The sequence below is a fragment of the Marinobacter mangrovi genome (assembly GCF_016798325.1).
GTDB classification, from domain to species: Bacteria; Pseudomonadota; Gammaproteobacteria; order Pseudomonadales; family Oleiphilaceae; genus Marinobacter_A; species Marinobacter_A mangrovi.
In genome coordinates this window covers 24,658-41,434 of the sequence record NZ_JAERVO010000005.1, presented here as the reverse complement: position 1 = coordinate 41,434, position 16,777 = coordinate 24,658, and the positions used below count along the sequence as shown (strand labels likewise).

Below are 16,777 nucleotides of genomic sequence, written 5' to 3'. Positions count from 1 at the left end.
GGGCCCGAACAGGAGTCACGACCATGAATTTCAAGCATCTCCGCTCACTGGTGGCGGTCTGGGAAGAGGGCAGCTTTTCCGCGGCGGCACAGAAGCTCAACATCGTTCAGCCGGCCCTGAGTCAGCATATCCTGGCGCTGGAACGGGAGTTCGATGCCGAATTGTTCAAGCGCACGCGCCGGGGTGTCGAGATCACCGGGGCCGGTAAGCGACTGCTCGACCACGCCCTGCTGATCCTGCAGAACGCGGAAATCGCGCGTAACGACATGACGGCCTCCCTGCAGAGCGAACCGGCGGGCGAGGTGGTGGTGGCGATCCCATTCACCATGACCCAGTATCTGGCGCCCCGGTTGATCCATCGGATGGAGCAGCAGTATCCCCGGATCACGCTGAAGATCGAGGAAGGGCTCAGCTCCCGCACCGGCCATGTGATCGAGACCGGCAAGGTGGAGCTGGGGGTCATCCCCAATGCAGCGGAACTTGAAGGCGCGGAAGCCCGCCCGGTGCTGCGGGAGTATTTCTGCCTGGTGGGCGGGAGCAGCCGGCCGGAGGCGTCCGGCGAGGACATTCCACTGGCCGAAGCCGCTGCCATCCCCCTGGTGTTGGGCGATCGTCACTTGAGTCTGCGTCGCAAGCTGGACGAACAGGTGCTGGCGTCGGGGCTTTCCCTCAACGTCCGCTACAACCAGAACTCGCCACAGACCCTGAGCGGGCTGATCGATTACGGCCTGGCCTGCACGATTTCCAATGTGCTGGTGCCGGGCGGAAAGGCCGGTCTGTCCCGCAACCGGTTCGCCCGACGCATCGTGGAACCTAACGTGACCCGGACGATTTCGCTGGCGTGGCCCCGCAGTCGCCCCCTCTCCCGGCCGGCCGAATGCGTGCGTGACAGCCTCCTGGAGATCATGACCGAAGCGGTGTCGATCGGGGACTGGGAAGGCGTGTTGGTGGATCGGGATCGAGTATCGTAAAACGTGATAATGCCCATCATGAAATAGTATTTTTTTTCATCAGATCAACCCGATAGAGTCGAGTTATCCAATAACAAATCCAATTCAGAGGTTGTCCCCATGCCGATTGCAAAGGGTCTTTCGTTTACCCCTCGTCTGTCCGCCGTAGGCGCGCTGCTTTGCGCGCTGATGATGTCATTGCTGCCCCTGTCGGCCCATGCCGAGTGGCCCGAGAAGCCGCTGAACCTGTGGGTCGGTTTCTCCGCCGGTGGCGGCGCGGACACGCTGAGCCGACTCGTGGCCAAGCGCCTCAAGGAAGAGCTGGGCCAGCCGGTGGTGGTCCGTAATCTCGCCGGTGGCGGCGGCGTGGTGATGGCCACGACGCTCAAGAAAGTGGCCGCCGACGGCTACACCTTTGGTCTGGCGCCGAATTCCACCTTCGATGCCATGCCCTATGTCGGCGACCTGGATTACAAGCCGACCGACTTTACCTATCTGACGACCGTCACCCAACTGCAGAGTGGGCTGGTGGCCAAAGGTGATGCGCCCTATTCGAGCTGGGAAGAGATGGTCGAATACGGCCACAAACACGGTCTGACGTTCGGGGCCACATCGCCGTTGACCCGCAAGTTCGTCCAGCGGGTGGCCAGAAAGGAAGACCTAGACATCAAAGTGGTGCCCATGAAGGGCGGGCTGGCGATGATCAACGGCATTCTGGGCGGCTACATCGACATTGGCTGGAGCGCCGGTATCCACCAGTCCTTCCTGGGGGATGGCAAGCTCAAGGTCATCGCCGGCCTGAACGAGGAGCGTCTGGAACGCTCTCCGAATGTGCCATCCATTACCGAACTGGGTTATGACAGCGGCTACACCGGGTACTTCCTGTTCGCCGCCCCCGAAGGCATGCCCGAAGCCATCAAGGAAAAGCTTTCGGCGGCACTGCGAAAGGCCTGCCAGTCGAAAGAGGTGGCGGAGCTGGCGGAAAAACGCATGGGCTTCCCGAATGTGGTTCTCAAGCAATCCCGTCTGCAACAGTTCGTGCTGCACAATGCCGAGACGAACAAGAAGAATTTCAATCTCTGAGCGCCCCCTGTCGCTCCCGGAGTGAATCATGAGTGAACGCAATGTCGATCTGCTGGCTGGCGTGGTACTTACCCTGCTGGGCCTGCTGACTCTCTTCTACGGCATTCCGCACTACGTGGACAAGGGGTTTGGCTTCGGCTTGTCGCCCCGGTTTTTCCCCTACGTCTGCGTGGTGGCGATCACCGGCCTGAGTCTGGCCCTTGTGGTGGCCCGCCTGCGGCGTCAACCGGGGGGGGAGAGCGCCTCGCCGCTGACGGCGCGGGTTCTGCGCCAGGTGCTGAACGTGGTCCTGCTGATGCTGGTGGCGCTGGCGGTGATGACCTACTGGAGCTATCTGCCTGCAGCCATGCTGCTGGTGGCTTCGATGATGTGGTACATGGGCGAACGCCGCTTCACGCGGATTGTCCCGACGGCTGTGGTCTGGCCGCTGCTGTTGTGGTGGCTGTTTGAACGCGTTCTGGAAACGCCCCTGCCAGGTTGAGGTAATACGATGCACGATATATTGCTGGGGCTGTCCGACGCCTTCACGTTGACCAATTTCATCTACATTGCCATCGGTGTGTTTATTGGCCAGGTTTTTGCGGCCGCGCCCGGTGTCGGGGCGCTGACGGCTGTGACCATTGCGATCCCGTTCACGTTCTACATGAGCCCGCTGACGGCCATCGGTTTTCTGGTGGGGATCAATAAAGGCGGTACCTTGGGTGGGGCCGTGTCCTCCATCCTGATGAACACACCGGGTTCCCCCGAGGCGACCGCAACGGCCTTTGACGGCTACCCGATGGCGCGGAAGGGGCAGGCCCTGAAGGCGCTGCGTGCGGCCCACGTGTCCTCCGTCAGTGGCGACGCGATCAGCGATACGGTGCTGTTCCTGGTGGCCGCGCCCCTGTCGATCGTGGCGCTGCAGATGGGCCCGGCGGAAATGGCGGCCGTGATTGTGGTGGCCCTGGTGGTTGTTGGCGGTCTGGTAGGGGATTCAGTGATCAAGGGGCTGATTGCGGCCTTCCTCGGCGTGCTGATGAGCCTGGTAGGAACCGATCCGGAAACCGCCGGCGCCCGTTTCACATTTGGCATCCCGGAGTTGATGAGCGGGCTGTCCATCAGCGCGGTCGGCATTGGTGTCCTGGCACTGGGTGAAATCGTCCGGCAAATGGTCCTCAGCCGCAGCAGCGATGCGCCCCCCGAGATCATCGATCTCAAAGAAAGCCGGGACAACCGTTTCGGGTTTGCCGACTACAAGGCGCTGTTCCCGACCATCCTTCGCTCGTCGGCCATTGGCACGGTCATCGGCGCCATTCCCGGACTCGGTTCATCGGCGGCGGCGTTCCTCGGGTACGCCTCGGCAAAACGGGCCTCGGATAACCCGGAAGCCTTCGGTAAGGGGGAGATCAAGGGCGTGGCTGCGGCCGAGGCGGCGAACACCGCCGTCGTCGGGTCGAACTTTATTCCGCTGCTGTCGCTGGGGATTCCGGGTAACGTGGCGGCAGCGCTGGTGCTCGGGGCCTTCATTATCCACGGTATTGCACCCGGCCCGCAGTTGTTCGCCGAGCAGCCCAGGCTGATCTACGGCCTGTTCGGGGCGATGATGATCGGCACATTCTGGAACTTCGTGGTGGGGCTGTTCAGCATGCGTCTGTTTGCCAAGGTGGTGCAGATCCCGCTGACTTACATCCTGCCTTGTGTGGTATTGCTCTGCGTTACCGGCATCATCGTGGCCTCCAACCTGTTCAGCGCCTGGTTGCTGGTGGCCTTTGCGGTCATGGGCTTCCTGATGCGCGTACTGGATTTCTCCTTCGTGACCTTCATTATCGGCTTCGTGCTGGGGCCGCTGTTTGAATTGAACGTCCGGCAGACCGTGATCCTGGCCGATGGCCATGTCAGCTATATTTTTGACCGTCCCATTGCATGCATCTTCCTTCTGGTGGCTGTCATCCTCGTTTGGCGCCTGGCGCGCCGGCGGCGGATGGGCGCTCAGCAGCTTTCCATGTAATGACGCCTTGGCCCGGCTTCGCTCTCCGCGAGCCGGGTCTTTTTTAGGCGGTGCCGAGCCCCCCAAAAGAGTCATTCACAGCCCCGAAAATTCCTTCCAAAGTACCATATAGCCCTCTCTGGACTCGCCCTAGACTGAAAGCGTGGTTTCCATTTACTGACGACAACAAGAGGTAAAGGTTATGTGGACCAAGCCCGCTTACGAGGATCTGCGCATCGGTTTTGAAGTCACCATGTACTTCGCGAATCGGTAAGACCGTGATTGATTGAGTAACAAAGCGGCCGGCCCGGTGCCGGCCGTTTGCGTTCCGGAGGTCCCCATGCAGATTCATGTCCTCGGCTCCGCTGCCGGCGGGGGCTTCCCGCAGTGGAACTGTAATTGCCCGAACTGCGACGGTGTCCGCAACGGCACCCTCAACGCCCATGCCCGCACCCAGTCGTCCATTGCGATCAGCGAGGACGGCGAACGCTGGATCCTGTGCAACGCCTCACCCGATATTCGCGCCCAGTTAGCGGCGTTTCCGCCGATGCAGCCGGCCCGGTCGGTGCGGGATACCGGCATCGCCGCCGTCCTGCTGATGGACAGTCAGATCGATCACACCACCGGCCTGTTGACCCTGCGTGAAGGCTGTCCCCTGGATGTCTGGTGTACCCGGGAAGTGCATGAGGACCTCTCCACCGGCTTCCCATTGTTCACCATGCTCAAACACTGGAACGGCGGGCTCAACTGGCACGACATGCCCTGTGGCGCGGACACGGTGTTCACGATTCCGGCCGCTCCCTCCCTGCGAATCACCGCGCTGCCATTGCTGAGCAACGCGCCGCCGTATTCGCCGCGTCGGGGGAAGACGATCCCGGGCGACAACGTCGGCCTGTTCATCGAGGACCAGACCAGCGGCACCACGGTGCTCTACGCACCCGGGCTGGGGCAGCCGGACGAAGCGCTGAAGACCTGGATGCGACGGGCGGATGTGCTGCTGGTGGACGGCACGGTCTGGACCGATGACGAGATGCAGAAGCGGGAGGTTGGCACCAAGACCGGTCAGGAGATGGGCCACCTGGCCCAGAGCGGCCCGGGCGGCATGATCGAGTTGCTCGATTCCATGCCTGCAAGGCGCAAGATCCTGATCCACATCAACAACACCAACCCCATCCTGGACGAAGATTCACCGGAGCGGGCCGTGCTGGATCAGCACGGCATCGAAGTCGCCTGGGACGGCATGCACCTGGATCTGGAGGGACCTTCCCTATGAGCGGACATCATGCGGTGCTCGATCGCGCGGCCTTTGAACAGGCCCTGCGTGCCAAGGGCCAGTACTACCATATCCACCACCCCTACCATCGCGCCATGTACGCGGGGGAGTGTACCCGGGAGCAGATCCAGGGCTGGGTGGCGAATCGTTACTACTACCAGGTGAACATCCCCCGTAAGGACGCGGCGATCATGGCCAACTGCCCGGATGCGGACGTGCGCCGCCAGTGGTTGCAGCGGGTGCTGGATCACGACGGCGATTGCACCGAACCGGGCGGCATTGAGGCCTGGCTGAGCCTGGCGGAAGCCGTGGGCCTGAGCCGCGAGGAAGTGATCGACCAGCGCCACGTGCTGCCGGGCGTCCGCTTCGCGGTGGACGCCTACTACAACTTCGCCCGTCGGGCGAGCTGGCAGGAAGCGGCCTGCTCGTCGCTGACCGAGCTGTTTGCGCCGGAGATCCATCAGTCCCGGCTGGACAGCTGGCCGCAGCATTACCCGTGGATCGACGATTCCGGCTACCGCTATTTCCGCAAGCGCCTCGGTGAGGCCCGGCGGGACGTGGAACACGGCCTGACCATCACTCTCGACCATTTCAACACACCGGCCCTGCAGGCGCGGGCGCTGGAGATCCTTCAATTCAAGCTGGATATCCTATGGACTATTCTGGATGCGCTGACCATGGCCTATGTGCACCGCACGCCACCGTTTCATACCGTGACCGACGCCCCGGTGTGGCATCGGGGGCTCAACGTATGAACGCCCGGGTACCGCGCCTGCGTCCGGGATTCCGTTTCCAGTGGGAACCGGCCCAGCAGGCCCATGTGCTGCTTTATCCGGAAGGAATGGTCAAGCTCAACACCAGTGCCGGTGCTATCCTTGAAACAGTGGATGGCCAGCGTTCGGTGGATGAGATCATCGCCGCGCTGGAAGCCCGTTTCCCGGATGCCGGCCCGTTGGCCACCGACATCTGCGATTTCCTGGAGGATGCCCGTGAGCGCCACTGGATCATCCTTGAATAACCAACGCCCCGGCCCGCCCCTGTGGCTGCTCGCCGAGCTGACCTACCGTTGCCCGCTGCAATGTCCCTATTGCTCGAACCCGTTGGATTTTGCCGAGACCCGGGACGAACTGGACACTGAAAGCTGGTTCCGGGTGCTGCGTGAGGCCCGGGAAATGGGCGCGGCGCAGTTGGGCTTTTCCGGCGGTGAGCCGCTGGTGCGCCCGGATCTGCCCGAGCTGATCGCCGAGGCACGCCGGCTGGGGTACTACACCAACCTGATCACCTCTGGCATCGGCCTGACCGAAGAGAAGGTGGCGCAATTCCGCGAGGCGGGGCTGGATCACATCCAGGTCAGCTTCCAGGCGTCCGACCCGGAGCTGAACGACGCCGTAGCCGGTTCGAAGAAGGCGTTTCGCAACAAGCTGGCCATGGCCCGCGCGGTCCACGAAGCCGGCTATCCCATGGTGCTCAACTTCGTCATCCACCGGCACAACATTCACCAGATGGACGACATCATCCGCCTGTGTGAAGAGCTGGGGGCGGACTTTGTGGAGCTGGCCACCTGCCAGTACTACGGCTGGGCGTTCGAGAACCGGGAAGGGCTGATGCCCTCCGCCGACCAGTTGGCCACCGCGGAGGCCGCCGTCAACGCGCATCGTGAGCGTCTGGCCGCGGCCGGCTCGGCGATGAAGCTGATTTTCGTGACCCCGGACTATTATGAGGAGCGCCCCAAGGCCTGCATGAACGGGTGGGGCAGCCTGTTCCTGACGGTGGCGCCGGATGGCACCGCGCTGCCGTGCCACAGCGCCCGGATCCTGCCCATCGAGTTTCCCAATGTGCGGGAGCAGTCGGTGTCCTCGATCTGGTACGACAGCCCCGGCTTCAACCATTATCGCGGCGACGCCTGGATGCCCGAGCCCTGCCGTTCCTGCGACGAAAAAGACAAGGACTTTGGCGGCTGTCGCTGCCAGGCCTACCTCCTCACCGGCGACGCCGACAACGCCGACCCGGTGTGCGGTAAATCCCCCCATCATGACCGCGTCCTGGCGGCGCGTCGGGCGGCCGATCACGCAACGGTGCCGCTCGCTGAACTGACCTATCGTAACGCCAGGAATTCGCGCGTCTTTGCCCGAGCCTGACATGCCGGCTGAACCGCTTTCGGCCCGGGCTGCGGTGGCGGCCTATGCCCAGCGGGACGACCTGCGCGTGGTGGACAACGTCGTCTATTGGCTGGAGTCGGATCCGGCCTCCGGCCAGACCCGCCTGATGAGCTGGTGTGAGGGTGATGTGCGGCAACTGACGCCGACGGAGCTGAGCGTGCGCAGCCAGGTCAACGGGTATGGGGGCGGCGCATTCTGCGTGTTGGGCCAGACGGTGTACCTGGTCAACGGCGGCGACCAGCAGATCCTGGCGCTCGATACCCAGAGCGGTGTCGTTCGGCCGCTGACCGATGTGGCCGCCGCACGCCATGGTGGCCTGGTGGCGGATCCGGTCCGGGGCCGGGTGCTGGCGGTGCGCGAGCATCTGGATGACGGCTATGGTGTCGGGCAGACCCTGGTGTCGATCGATCTCCACAGCGGTGACACGCTGACATTGGCGGGCTCGGAACGGGGACCGGACAACCTGGGGTGCCCGGCGCTGTCGGCGGACGGCATGGCATTGGCCTGGGTCGAGTGGCGCCTGCCGGCCATGCCCTGGGAGCAGACGCGGTTGCGGCGGGCCGTGCTGGATGCGGAAGGGGCGGTCCTGGCCACGGAAGACTGCTCCATCGCCGTTCCGGCGGCAATCCAGCAGCCCGGTTTTGTCGACGATGGGCTCTACGCGTTGTCGGATCACGGCGGCTGGTGGCAGCCCTACCGGGTGGATGATTTCGGCCGCTGGATATCGCTGTCCCTCGATAACCTGGATTGCGCCAACGCGCCCTGGCAACTGGATGAGCGCCATTACGCCTGGCTGGGCAATAACCGATGGGTGCGCGTCTGCTTCGAGCAGGGGCTGCCAGGCCTGATCGTGGTGGACGAACAGGGGCGGTTTGTGCGTCGGCTGGCGGAACATTACACCGATTTCCGGGCGGTACAGGGGGCCGGCGGCTACGTCTATGTGATTGCCCGCAGCGTGGATACCCTGGACAGTGTCCTGCGCATCGATCCGGAGTCCGGCGCCCTCGAAACCCTGGCCGGCGGCGAACAGACACCGGCGTGCCGGGCCATGGTGCCGCCGGAGCCGTTCTCGTTCCGGGCGCGGGACGACCAGTCGGTGTTCGGTTTTCTCTACCGGCCGGCCGCCGGTCCCCAGCGCCCGCCGGTGGTCATGCGGGTCCACGGCGGGCCGACGTCTGCCGCCTATCCCGTGTTCGATCCTCAGGTGGCCTTTTGGACGTCCCACGGTTTTGCCGTGGCCGACGTGAATTACCGGGGCAGTTCCGGCTATGGCCGGGCCTTTCGCATGTCGCTGCAGGGACAGTGGGGGAAGGCGGATTACGAGGACATCTGTGATGCCGTCACCCACCTGGACCGGCAGCGTGCAGTGGACGGCCATCGGGCCTTCGTGATGGGCCGCAGTGCCGGCGGCTTTACGGTACTCAATGCGCTGGTGCAGACGGACCTGTTTCGGGCCGGGGCGAGCCTGTTCGGCGTGAGCGACCCGGAGTCACTGCGCCATGTGACCCACCGCTTTGAATCCGGCTATCTGGACTGGCTGCTGGGCGATCCACGGGAATCCCTGACGATCTGGCAGCAGCGCACGCCGCTGTTCTGGGCCGACCGCATCCGCAGTCCGGTGATTTTCTTCCAGGGCGAACAGGACACGGTCGTCGTGCCTGAGCAGACCGAGACCATGGCCCATGTCCTGCGCCGATGCGGGGTGCCGGTGGAGGTGGTTCGTTTTGCCGATGAGGGTCATGGCTTTCGCCGCGCCGAGAACCAGGCGGTGGTGCTGGAGCGGACCCTGGCGTTTTTCCGGGAGCGGCTGGCGGCGGCCAACGAGCCATAGCGGCAGAGCGGATGGACTTCCGTTAAAATGGAATGGTCGGCGGCTTTGATCGCCGAAGACACACAATAATAACGAGATCGACTCGACCATGGCTCACGATGTCACCAACCTGCGCAAGTTCGTCTCACCGGAAATTGTCTTTGGCGCCGGCTCTCGCAAGGCCGTTGCCAATTTCGCCAGCAACTTCGGCGCCCGCAAGGTGTTCCTGGTCTCCGACCCCGGCGTGGCCAAGGCTGGCTGGGTCGCCGAAATCCAGACCCTGCTCACCGAAGCCGGGCTCGACTACGATACCTTCACCGGCGTGTCGCCCAATCCCCGGGTGGAAGAGGTGATGATCGGCGCCGAGCAATACAAATCGGCGGGCTGCGACGTGATCATTGCCATCGGCGGCGGCAGCCCGATGGATTGCGCCAAGGGCATCGGTATTGTCAGTGCCCACGGTCGCAGCATCCTGGAATTCGAGGGGGTGGATACGATCACCATTCCGTCGCCGCCGCTGATCCTGATTCCCACCACCGCCGGCACCTCGGCGGACGTGTCCCAGTTCGCCATCATTTCCGACCCCAATCGGCGCTTCAAGTTTTCCATCATCTCCAAGTCGGTGGTGCCGGATGTGTCGCTGATCGATCCGGAAGTGACCCAGACCATGGACCCGTTCCTCACCGCCTGTACCGGCGTGGACGCCATGGTGCACGCCATCGAGGCGTTCGTGTCCACTGGCAGCGGGCCGCTCACCGACGCCCATGCGCTGGAGGCGATCCGCCTGATCAATACGCATCTGGAACCGCTGATCGCCAACCCGTCGGACGCCCAATTACGCGAGCAGATCATGCTGGGGTCGATGCAGGCCGGGCTGGCGTTTTCCAACGCCATTCTCGGCGCCGTCCACGCCATGTCCCACAGCCTCGGCGGCTTTCTCGACCTGCCTCACGGGCTGTGCAATGCCATGCTGCTGGACCACGTGGTGGCCTATAACTTCTCCGCCTGTGAAGACCGCTTCAAGCGCATCGCCGAGACCATGGGCATCGATACCCGTGGTATGACGCCGCCGGTGGTGCGGGAACGATTACTGGGCCGGATCACCGAGCTCAAGCGGCATGTCGGGCTGGAAAAGCGGCTGGCGGAACTGGGCGTACGCAACAGTGATATTCCCTCCCTGTCCGGCTTCGCCATGCAGGATCCCTGCATCGTCACCAACCCCCGGAAATCGTCCCAGCGGGATGTCGAAGTGGTGTATGAAGAAGCGCTCTGACACGGTCCACCACGACCCGGATTCCGGCGGCCACTACAGTGTCGACGACCTGTTGGGGCTGGGCAGCCATTCTGCCCGCAAGAGCCACTATCCGGCACTGCTGGAGCGGATTGCGGAACTGGAGGCCGAGCGCAACCGCTACAAGTGGCTGTTCGACAACGCCCTGCACGGGATTTTCCAGGGGGATCTGCGTGGCGGGCTGCTGTCCTGCAATCCGGCCATGGCCGATATGTGCGGTTTCGAGTCGCCGGAGGCACTGGTGCGCTCCGTGGTCCGCTTGCGCGAGCAGCTGTTCTGCAGCGTCCACGATTTCGATCACGTGCGCCTGAGTCTGCTGTCGGACGGCCAGGTGCGGGCCCGGGAGCTGGGCCTGCGCCGCCGTGATGGTCAGGTGGTGGACGTGGCCCTGACCCTGCTGCGCCGGCCCGACCTGGGCCCGGAAGTGGTGGAAGCCTTCGTCGCCGATATCACCGAGCGCCAGCAGGCCCGGCGCCGGCTGGAAGAGCTGAACCTCGAGCTGGAAGCCCGGGTAAAGGACCGGACCCGGGAACTGCGGGAAGCCAACGCCGGCTTGCGTCGTGAGATCGGGGAGCGGGAGAAGATCGAAGCGGAACTGGTGGTGGCCATCCAGTCGGCGGAAGAGGCCAATCGCAGCAAAGACAAGTACCTGGCTGCTGCCAGCCATGACCTGTTGCAACCCCTGAACGCCGCGCGTTTGCTGGTGTCCACGTTGCAGGACCGGCCACTGCCGGTTGAGGAAAGCCGGCTGATCGACCGGGTCCATCGTGCCCTGGAAGGCGCGGAGGATTTGCTGGCCGACCTGCTGGATATCTCCAAGCTCGACCAGCAGGCGATCAAGCCGGATCTGACCTACATCGACACCGAGGACCTGATCCAGAGCCTGGCGACCGAATTCGAACCGGTGGCGGACAATGCCGGTCTGCAGCTGCGGGTCCGGTCGCGCCCGGGGGTCATCCACAGCGATGCGCGGATGATGACGCGCATCCTGCGCAATCTGCTGACCAATGCCTTCCGCTACACCGAAAGCGGCAGCGTTTTCCTCAACGTCCGGCCCCGGGGCGGTGATTTGCATCTGGAAGTCTGGGACACCGGTGTGGGTATTCCGGCCGATCGATTGGAGGACATCTTCCGCGAGTTCCACCAGCTGACGGCGCCGCATACCGGCGGTCGCAAGGGTGTGGGCCTGGGGCTGGCGATCGTCGATCGCATGGTGCGGATGCTTGGGCATCGCATCGAGGTCACGTCCCGGCCGGGCGTGGGGTCGCGCTTTACGGTGGTCGTGCCGCAGGCGGCCCAGGCGCACCGGGCTCCGGCCGCCCAGTCGGTGGCCGTGGCCATGGAGCCGCATTCCCTGACCGGCCGCCGGGTGCTGGTGATCGATAACGAACCGGATATCCTGGTCAGCATGCGGGCGTTGCTGGAGCAGTGGGGCTGTGACGTCCAGACCGCTGAAAACGCCGACATGGCGCTGGCTCTGCAGCAGGCGGATCTCCCGGCACCGGAAGCGGTCCTGGCCGACTACCATCTCAACGATGGCCGCACCGGCTGCGAAGCCATCTACGCCGTGCGGCGCCAACTGCAGCAGGATGTGCCGGCGGCCATCATTACCGCCGACCGCAGCGACGCCTGCCGCCAGTTCCTGAAAACCCAGTATTTCCCGGTGCTTAACAAACCGGTCAAACCCAACCGGTTGCGGGCGCTGCTCACCAGTTTGTTGTCATGAGGCGTCATTGCGGGCTGGCCTGTGATGACGGCAAACTGTCATCACTGAGGCTCGGATTCCTGTCTACACTTCTGGAATAAGACCGCGAACGGCGGCTTCCGACTGAATGCCAACAGCGAGGAGGTGTCCATGCAAAGCTCCGACAGTGCTCTGACCAACCATGAAGTGACCGTCTGCCTGGCCGGCGGCGCAATCCTGGGGCCATTCAACGCCACTTGGTCCAAGGATTCCGGCGGCGACGTGCGGGAACTGGTCAAGGAATACGATGCCTTTCTCCAGGGCGAACCCCAGAAGCGCTTCAAGTTCCATCTGCACGATACTTACACCAACACGGTACACACCCTGATCCTGAACTTTTCCCAGGTGACCGGTGTCTGTGACCATGTTCGGCTGAAGCACAGCCCGGAGGGCTGATGCGGCGCTAAGGCGACCGCATGCTACGGAACGGACTGGCCGGCTTATGTGGCTCAGACCTCTTTTCCCGGGGCGCAGGGGCTTGAAACCGCAAGTTTTTGCAACAAGGACAGGAGGTAGAGGCTGTTCCACGGCGTCGTGGACAGTGAAGAGCGGGGCGATCGTTGCCATCCGGCTCCATTCCAGCGAAAGGAGGCTGCCATGAGTGAATTCCGTATCGAAAAGGACAGCCTGGGTGAGGTGAAGGTCCCCAGTGAGGCCCTGTGGGGCGCCCAGACCCAGCGGGCTGTGGATAACTTTCCGGTCAGCGGGCGCACGATGCCGCCGGCCTTTATCGAAGCGGTGGTTCGCATCAAGCGCGCCGCGGCGGAAGCGAACAGCCGGCTCGGCCTGCTGGAAGACCGGCGCCGGGACGCCATCCTCAAGGCCTGCGACACCCTGCTGGCCGGTGAGCACCGGGACCAGTTCCCGATCGATGTCTACCAGACCGGCTCCGGCACCAGCACCAACATGAACGTCAACGAGGTGATCGCCCATCTGTGCAAGGCGGATGGTGGCGAGATCCACCCCAACGATCACGTCAATATGAGCCAGAGTTCCAACGACGTGATTCCCACGGCCATTCATGTGAGTGCCGTGAGTTTGGCAGAATCCACGCTGCTGCCGGCCCTGTCGCATTTGCAGGGTGTCATCTACGAACGCGAATCCGAATTCAAACAGACCGTGAAGACCGGCCGCACGCACCTGATGGACGCCATGCCGGTGACGCTGGGCCAGGAACTGCAGACCTGGCGGGAACAGCTGCACGCGGTGGAGAAGCGGATCGAATGGGCGCGGGATGAGCTGCTGGCGCTGCCCCAGGGCGGTACCGCCGTGGGCACTGGCGTCAATGCTCACAGCCAGTTTGCCGACCGGTTTATTAGCGCGCTGAACGAGCAGACCGGGTTCCACTTCACGTCTCTCGAGCACAAGTTCGTTGCCCAGAGCGCGGTGGATGCGCCGGTGAATTTCTCCGCCCAGTTGCGTGGGGCCGCGGTAGTCCTGATGAAGATGGCCAACGACCTGCGCTGGATGAACAGCGGGCCGATTCATGGGCTGGCGGAGATCAGTCTGCCGGCTCTGCAGCCGGGCAGCAGCATCATGCCGGGCAAAGTGAATCCGGTGATTCCCGAATCCACGGCCATGGTCGCCGCGCAGGTGATGGGGCTGGACAGCACCATTGCCACGGCCGGCCAGTCCGGCAACTTCCAGCTCAACGTGATGCTGCCGCTGGTTGGGGCCAACCTGGTGGACATGATTCACCTGATCAGCAACAGCGCCCGGGTGCTGGCGGATAAGGCCATTAGCGGCTTTACGGCCAATACCGGGCATCTGGCCGAGGCTGTCGGCAAGAATCCGGTGCTGGTGACCGCCCTGAATCCGGAAATCGGCTACAGCCGGGCCGCCGAAATCGCCAAGGAAGCCTACGCCAGCGGTCGCTCCATCCTGGATGTGGCGGAAGAGAAGACCGACCTGTCCCGGGAACAGCTGGAAGGCATCCTTGATCCGTTGAAACTGACTCGCGGAGGCCTGGAAAGCTGACTGACGCCGCTGTACTGGTCCTCCAGTTGCTGTTATTGCTGACGGCGGCCAACGGCTCCCCGGTGTTGGGGCAGTTGCTGCTGGGCGCTCATGGCGACCAGCCGATCGATGGTGGCCGGCTCTGGCGCGACGGCGAGCGCTTGCTGGGGGACAGCAAGACCTGGCGGGGGCTGATCATCGGCGTCGTCGCCACCACCATTGTCAGCCTGTTGCTGGATCTGGGCGGCAAGTTCGGCGCACTGTTCGGTTTTTTGGCCCTGACCGGCGACATGATCAGCAGCTTCATCAAACGCCGCCGTCATTTACGGTCCAGCGCCCAGGCCATCGGACTCGACCAGTTGCCGGAAGCGATCCTGCCGGTGGTGTTCGGCGCCTTCTGGCTGGACTACGGCTGGGAGGTGACGGTGGTGACGGTGCTGCTGTTCATGCTGGCGGATATGGTGTTTTCGCCGTTGTTGTACCGGTTGGGGATTCGGCGGCGGCCGTATTGATCCGGCTTCGAGTTGGCCTCCTCGGGCACCTTCGGCGCCTCAGAAGCTGAAGCATCTGCTACAGACTCGAGTTGGTCTTTAATGTAGCCGACGCTTTAGCTTCGGAGCAGCCTGCAGGGCTGCCAGAGCCGCATCCCCCATCTTTCTATGCCGGCCCCCGCGTCAACGTATGCATATTCACCTCCGGCGGACAGTTCAGCCGGGCATGAACCATGGATGTGCCGGCCCCACACGAGGTGTAGCCCTGCATATCCGCATGGCGCCAGGCGCCCTTGCCGAGTGAGCGCGGGCAATCCGCATCCAGCAACACCGGAATCCCGCCGGGCAGGCAGATCTGGCCGCCGTGGGTGTGGCCGCAGAGGAACATGTCATAACCGGCGTGAGCCGCTTCGCGCCAGATTTCCGGGGTGTGGCTGAGCAGCAGGGAGGCCTCGCCGGCTGGAATGTCTTCGGCGGCGCGTTGCAGGTTGTGCACCTTGTAGAAATGGGCGTCGTCGACACCGGCCAGGTAGAACCTGGCGCCACCCCGTTCAATCGCCATGGATTCGTTCAGCAGCATCTGATAACCCATGTCCTCCAGGGCCGGCAGCATGCGGATGCTGTCATGATTGCCCAGCACGCCGACCGGTGTGCCCTTGAGCACCTGGCGCAGACGGCGCATGCCGTCCAGGCTGGCCTCGATCGGCCCCCAGGTCAGCTTGCGGTAATCGCCGGTGAGCACGCACAGGTCGTAATCCAGGCCCGCCACGTGTTCGATGATGGCCTCCAGCATGGCGTCGTCCATGTCCACGTGCAGGTCGGTCAGTTGCAGGATGCGGTAGCCTTCGAACGCGGCAGGCAGGTGCGGAATCACGAAGCGGTTATCGATGGTGCGCATGCGCCGGGCGTTGTTCTCGGCACGCTCCAGCATGCCGCTGATGCGCAGGCAGGCGCGAATCAGGCCGTGCAGGGAATACCATTTTTCCACGTGGCAAAAATGGCCGTTGCGGTCGATCAGGCGCGATTCGAATTCCCTTTCGATCCCCAGTCGCTGGCGGGCGTGAACCGGTCCCAGCCGCAGGGAAAGGCGATACTCCAGGAGATCGTCCGGGTGTTTGGTTTCCGGAGCCGCACGGGTCATTGTCCGCTCCTTGCGTCGCTTTTTTCGTGTCGTGCGATGGATATGCCGTGCTCCTGAACGGTTGGAACCGCACAGGAGAGGTTTCAGTATGGCGCGCCCGGCACCGGGGGTAAATGCGGAACCGTTAAGGGATCGACATGTCGCAGGCATAGCCGCCAACAATGGGGGACTTCCGCGATTGGTAAATCCCCGCGTTAGCCCACAAAATAGAAGGTCAACGCATTGTAATGCGCCAATGAGCGTCAGGAGGAATCATGAGCCAGTCCTGTGATCTGCCGGGTATGAATGTCCCGCGCAGCCGGTTTCCCGAACCGGATACCGATCTGGAGCTGCCGGCCGATGCCGGTGAGCAGCGGGCGGTCTTCGGCGGTGGTTGCTTCTGGTGCACCGAGGCGGTCTACCTCGCCGTGGATGGCGTCAAGGCCGTCACGTCGGGCTATGCCGGAGGCGCTGCGGAAACCGCCAACTACGAGGCGGTCTGCACCGGGAATACCGGACACGCCGAGGTGATCGAGATCCGCTACGACCCGGCAAGAACCAGCTTTGGCGAGCTGCTGCGGATTTTCTTCTCGGTGGCCCACGACCCGACCCAGCTTAACCGTCAGGGCAACGACCGAGGCACCCAGTACCGGTCGGCCGTGTTCTATGCGACCGACGCCGAGAAACAGGTGGCCGAGGCCTATATCCGCAAGCTGGATGCCGCCGGAGTGTATGATGCGCCGGTGGTGACCACCCTGGAGCCGCTGGAGGCCTTTTACCCGGCCGAGGAGTACCACCAGAACTTTGCCGCGCGTAATCCCTTTCAGCCGTATATCATGGCGGTCGCCGCGCCCAAGATGGAAAAACTGCGCGACCGCTTTGGTGACCGCCTGAAACCCGAATACAACGACGATTCCGTTTAAGGAGCCTGGCC

17 protein-coding genes are annotated in these 16,777 nt (G+C 63.4%); 16 read left to right on the top strand and 1 reads right to left on the bottom strand.

The window, feature by feature from the left end; all coding sequences use genetic code 11:
- Positions 1-23: 23 nt before the first annotated feature.
- From JL474_RS15060 to JL474_RS14990, 15 genes are all read left to right on the top strand, one after another.
- Complete coding sequence (locus JL474_RS15060; protein ID WP_203142711.1) at positions 24-971, top strand: LysR family transcriptional regulator; 948 nt, start codon at positions 24-26, stop codon at positions 969-971.
- A gap of 99 nt (positions 972-1,070) precedes the next feature.
- Entirely contained in the window at positions 1,071-2,033 is a 963-nt protein-coding gene (locus JL474_RS15055; protein WP_203142710.1) for a tripartite tricarboxylate transporter substrate binding protein, read from the top strand.
- Between the two features lie 28 nt (positions 2,034-2,061).
- Complete coding sequence (locus tag JL474_RS15050) at positions 2,062-2,514, top strand: tripartite tricarboxylate transporter TctB family protein (protein ID WP_203142709.1); 453 nt, start codon at positions 2,062-2,064, stop codon at positions 2,512-2,514.
- A 9-nt stretch (positions 2,515-2,523) separates the two neighbouring features.
- Positions 2,524-4,020 carry a tripartite tricarboxylate transporter permease gene (locus JL474_RS15045; RefSeq protein WP_203142708.1) on the top strand — a complete coding sequence of 499 codons (1,497 nt, stop codon included), beginning with the start codon at positions 2,524-2,526 and terminating at the stop codon, positions 4,018-4,020.
- 181 nt (positions 4,021-4,201) lie between these two features.
- Complete coding sequence (gene pqqA, locus JL474_RS15040; RefSeq protein WP_007153157.1) at positions 4,202-4,273, top strand: pyrroloquinoline quinone precursor peptide PqqA; 72 nt, start codon at positions 4,202-4,204, stop codon at positions 4,271-4,273.
- A gap of 66 nt (positions 4,274-4,339) precedes the next feature.
- Positions 4,340-5,272 carry a pyrroloquinoline quinone biosynthesis protein PqqB gene (gene pqqB / locus JL474_RS15035; protein ID WP_203142707.1) on the top strand — a complete coding sequence of 311 codons (933 nt, stop codon included), beginning with the start codon at positions 4,340-4,342 and terminating at the stop codon, positions 5,270-5,272.
- Positions 5,269-6,027 carry a pyrroloquinoline-quinone synthase PqqC gene (gene pqqC, locus JL474_RS15030; protein ID WP_203142706.1) on the top strand — a complete coding sequence of 253 codons (759 nt, stop codon included), beginning with the start codon at positions 5,269-5,271 and terminating at the stop codon, positions 6,025-6,027. Before pqqB ends, pqqC begins: the two co-directional genes overlap by 4 nt.
- Positions 6,024-6,290 (top strand): pyrroloquinoline quinone biosynthesis peptide chaperone PqqD, encoded by a 267-nt coding sequence (gene pqqD / locus JL474_RS15025; protein ID WP_203142705.1) that lies wholly within the window; start codon positions 6,024-6,026, stop codon positions 6,288-6,290. The genes pqqC and pqqD overlap by 4 nt, the downstream gene beginning before the upstream one ends.
- Positions 6,256-7,410, top strand: coding sequence for a pyrroloquinoline quinone biosynthesis protein PqqE (pqqE, locus tag JL474_RS15020; RefSeq protein ID WP_203142704.1), 1,155 nt, complete (start codon positions 6,256-6,258; stop codon positions 7,408-7,410). The genes pqqD and pqqE overlap by 35 nt, the downstream gene beginning before the upstream one ends.
- A gap of 1 nt (position 7,411) precedes the next feature.
- Positions 7,412-9,262 carry an alpha/beta hydrolase family protein gene (locus JL474_RS15015; protein WP_203142703.1) on the top strand — a complete coding sequence of 617 codons (1,851 nt, stop codon included), beginning with the start codon at positions 7,412-7,414 and terminating at the stop codon, positions 9,260-9,262.
- Between the two features lie 88 nt (positions 9,263-9,350).
- Positions 9,351-10,514, top strand: coding sequence for an alcohol dehydrogenase-like regulatory protein ErcA (ercA, locus tag JL474_RS15010; RefSeq protein ID WP_203142702.1), 1,164 nt, complete (start codon positions 9,351-9,353; stop codon positions 10,512-10,514).
- Positions 10,498-12,258: a PAS domain-containing hybrid sensor histidine kinase/response regulator gene (locus tag JL474_RS15005; RefSeq protein WP_203142701.1), complete on the top strand. Its 1,761-nt coding sequence runs from the start codon at positions 10,498-10,500 to the stop codon at positions 12,256-12,258. Before ercA ends, JL474_RS15005 begins: the two co-directional genes overlap by 17 nt.
- Before the next feature lie 129 nt (positions 12,259-12,387).
- Positions 12,388-12,672: a hypothetical protein gene (locus JL474_RS15000; protein ID WP_123636167.1), complete on the top strand. Its 285-nt coding sequence runs from the start codon at positions 12,388-12,390 to the stop codon at positions 12,670-12,672.
- Between the two features lie 201 nt (positions 12,673-12,873).
- Positions 12,874-14,253 carry a class II fumarate hydratase gene (locus JL474_RS14995; RefSeq protein ID WP_203142700.1) on the top strand — a complete coding sequence of 460 codons (1,380 nt, stop codon included), beginning with the start codon at positions 12,874-12,876 and terminating at the stop codon, positions 14,251-14,253.
- A 26-nt stretch (positions 14,254-14,279) separates the two neighbouring features.
- A complete protein-coding gene (locus tag JL474_RS14990) occupies positions 14,280-14,744 on the top strand; it encodes a CDP-archaeol synthase (RefSeq protein WP_236012293.1) in 465 nt (154 codons plus the stop codon).
- A 145-nt stretch (positions 14,745-14,889) separates the two neighbouring features.
- Here the strand turns inward: JL474_RS14990 and JL474_RS14985 are convergent, their stop codons facing one another.
- Entirely contained in the window at positions 14,890-15,864 is a 975-nt protein-coding gene (locus tag JL474_RS14985) for a metallophosphoesterase (RefSeq protein ID WP_203142699.1), read from the bottom strand.
- Positions 15,865-16,118: 254 nt separating this feature from the next.
- Here JL474_RS14985 and msrA point away from each other — a divergent pair, with 254 nt between their 5' ends.
- Positions 16,119-16,766 carry a peptide-methionine (S)-S-oxide reductase MsrA gene (gene msrA, locus JL474_RS14980; protein ID WP_203142698.1) on the top strand — a complete coding sequence of 216 codons (648 nt, stop codon included), beginning with the start codon at positions 16,119-16,121 and terminating at the stop codon, positions 16,764-16,766.
- Positions 16,767-16,777 lie beyond the last annotated feature (11 nt).

What these genes read in the sequence shown, in the direction of transcription:
- ercA (WP_203142702.1), top strand. Translation starts at nt 9,351, where the DNA reads ATGGCTCACGATGTCACCAACCTGCGCAAGTTCGTCTCACCGGAAATT.
- JL474_RS14985 (WP_203142699.1), bottom strand. Translation starts at nt 15,864, where the DNA reads ATGACCCGTGCGGCTCCGGAAACCAAACACCCGGACGATCTCCTGGAG.
- pqqB (WP_203142707.1), top strand. Translation starts at nt 4,340, where the DNA reads ATGCAGATTCATGTCCTCGGCTCCGCTGCCGGCGGGGGCTTCCCGCAG.
- JL474_RS15055 (WP_203142710.1), top strand. Translation starts at nt 1,071, where the DNA reads ATGCCGATTGCAAAGGGTCTTTCGTTTACCCCTCGTCTGTCCGCCGTA.
- msrA (WP_203142698.1), top strand. Translation starts at nt 16,119, where the DNA reads ATGAGCCAGTCCTGTGATCTGCCGGGTATGAATGTCCCGCGCAGCCGG.
- JL474_RS15005 (WP_203142701.1), top strand. Translation starts at nt 10,498, where the DNA reads ATGAAGAAGCGCTCTGACACGGTCCACCACGACCCGGATTCCGGCGGC.
- pqqD (WP_203142705.1), top strand. Translation starts at nt 6,024, where the DNA reads ATGAACGCCCGGGTACCGCGCCTGCGTCCGGGATTCCGTTTCCAGTGG.
- pqqE (WP_203142704.1), top strand. Translation starts at nt 6,256, where the DNA reads ATGCCCGTGAGCGCCACTGGATCATCCTTGAATAACCAACGCCCCGGC.
- JL474_RS14995 (WP_203142700.1), top strand. Translation starts at nt 12,874, where the DNA reads ATGAGTGAATTCCGTATCGAAAAGGACAGCCTGGGTGAGGTGAAGGTC.
- JL474_RS15015 (WP_203142703.1), top strand. Translation starts at nt 7,412, where the DNA reads ATGCCGGCTGAACCGCTTTCGGCCCGGGCTGCGGTGGCGGCCTATGCC.
- JL474_RS15060 (WP_203142711.1), top strand. Translation starts at nt 24, where the DNA reads ATGAATTTCAAGCATCTCCGCTCACTGGTGGCGGTCTGGGAAGAGGGC.
- pqqC (WP_203142706.1), top strand. Translation starts at nt 5,269, where the DNA reads ATGAGCGGACATCATGCGGTGCTCGATCGCGCGGCCTTTGAACAGGCC.
- JL474_RS15050 (WP_203142709.1), top strand. Translation starts at nt 2,062, where the DNA reads ATGAGTGAACGCAATGTCGATCTGCTGGCTGGCGTGGTACTTACCCTG.
- JL474_RS15045 (WP_203142708.1), top strand. Translation starts at nt 2,524, where the DNA reads ATGCACGATATATTGCTGGGGCTGTCCGACGCCTTCACGTTGACCAAT.
- JL474_RS15000 (WP_123636167.1), top strand. Translation starts at nt 12,388, where the DNA reads ATGCAAAGCTCCGACAGTGCTCTGACCAACCATGAAGTGACCGTCTGC.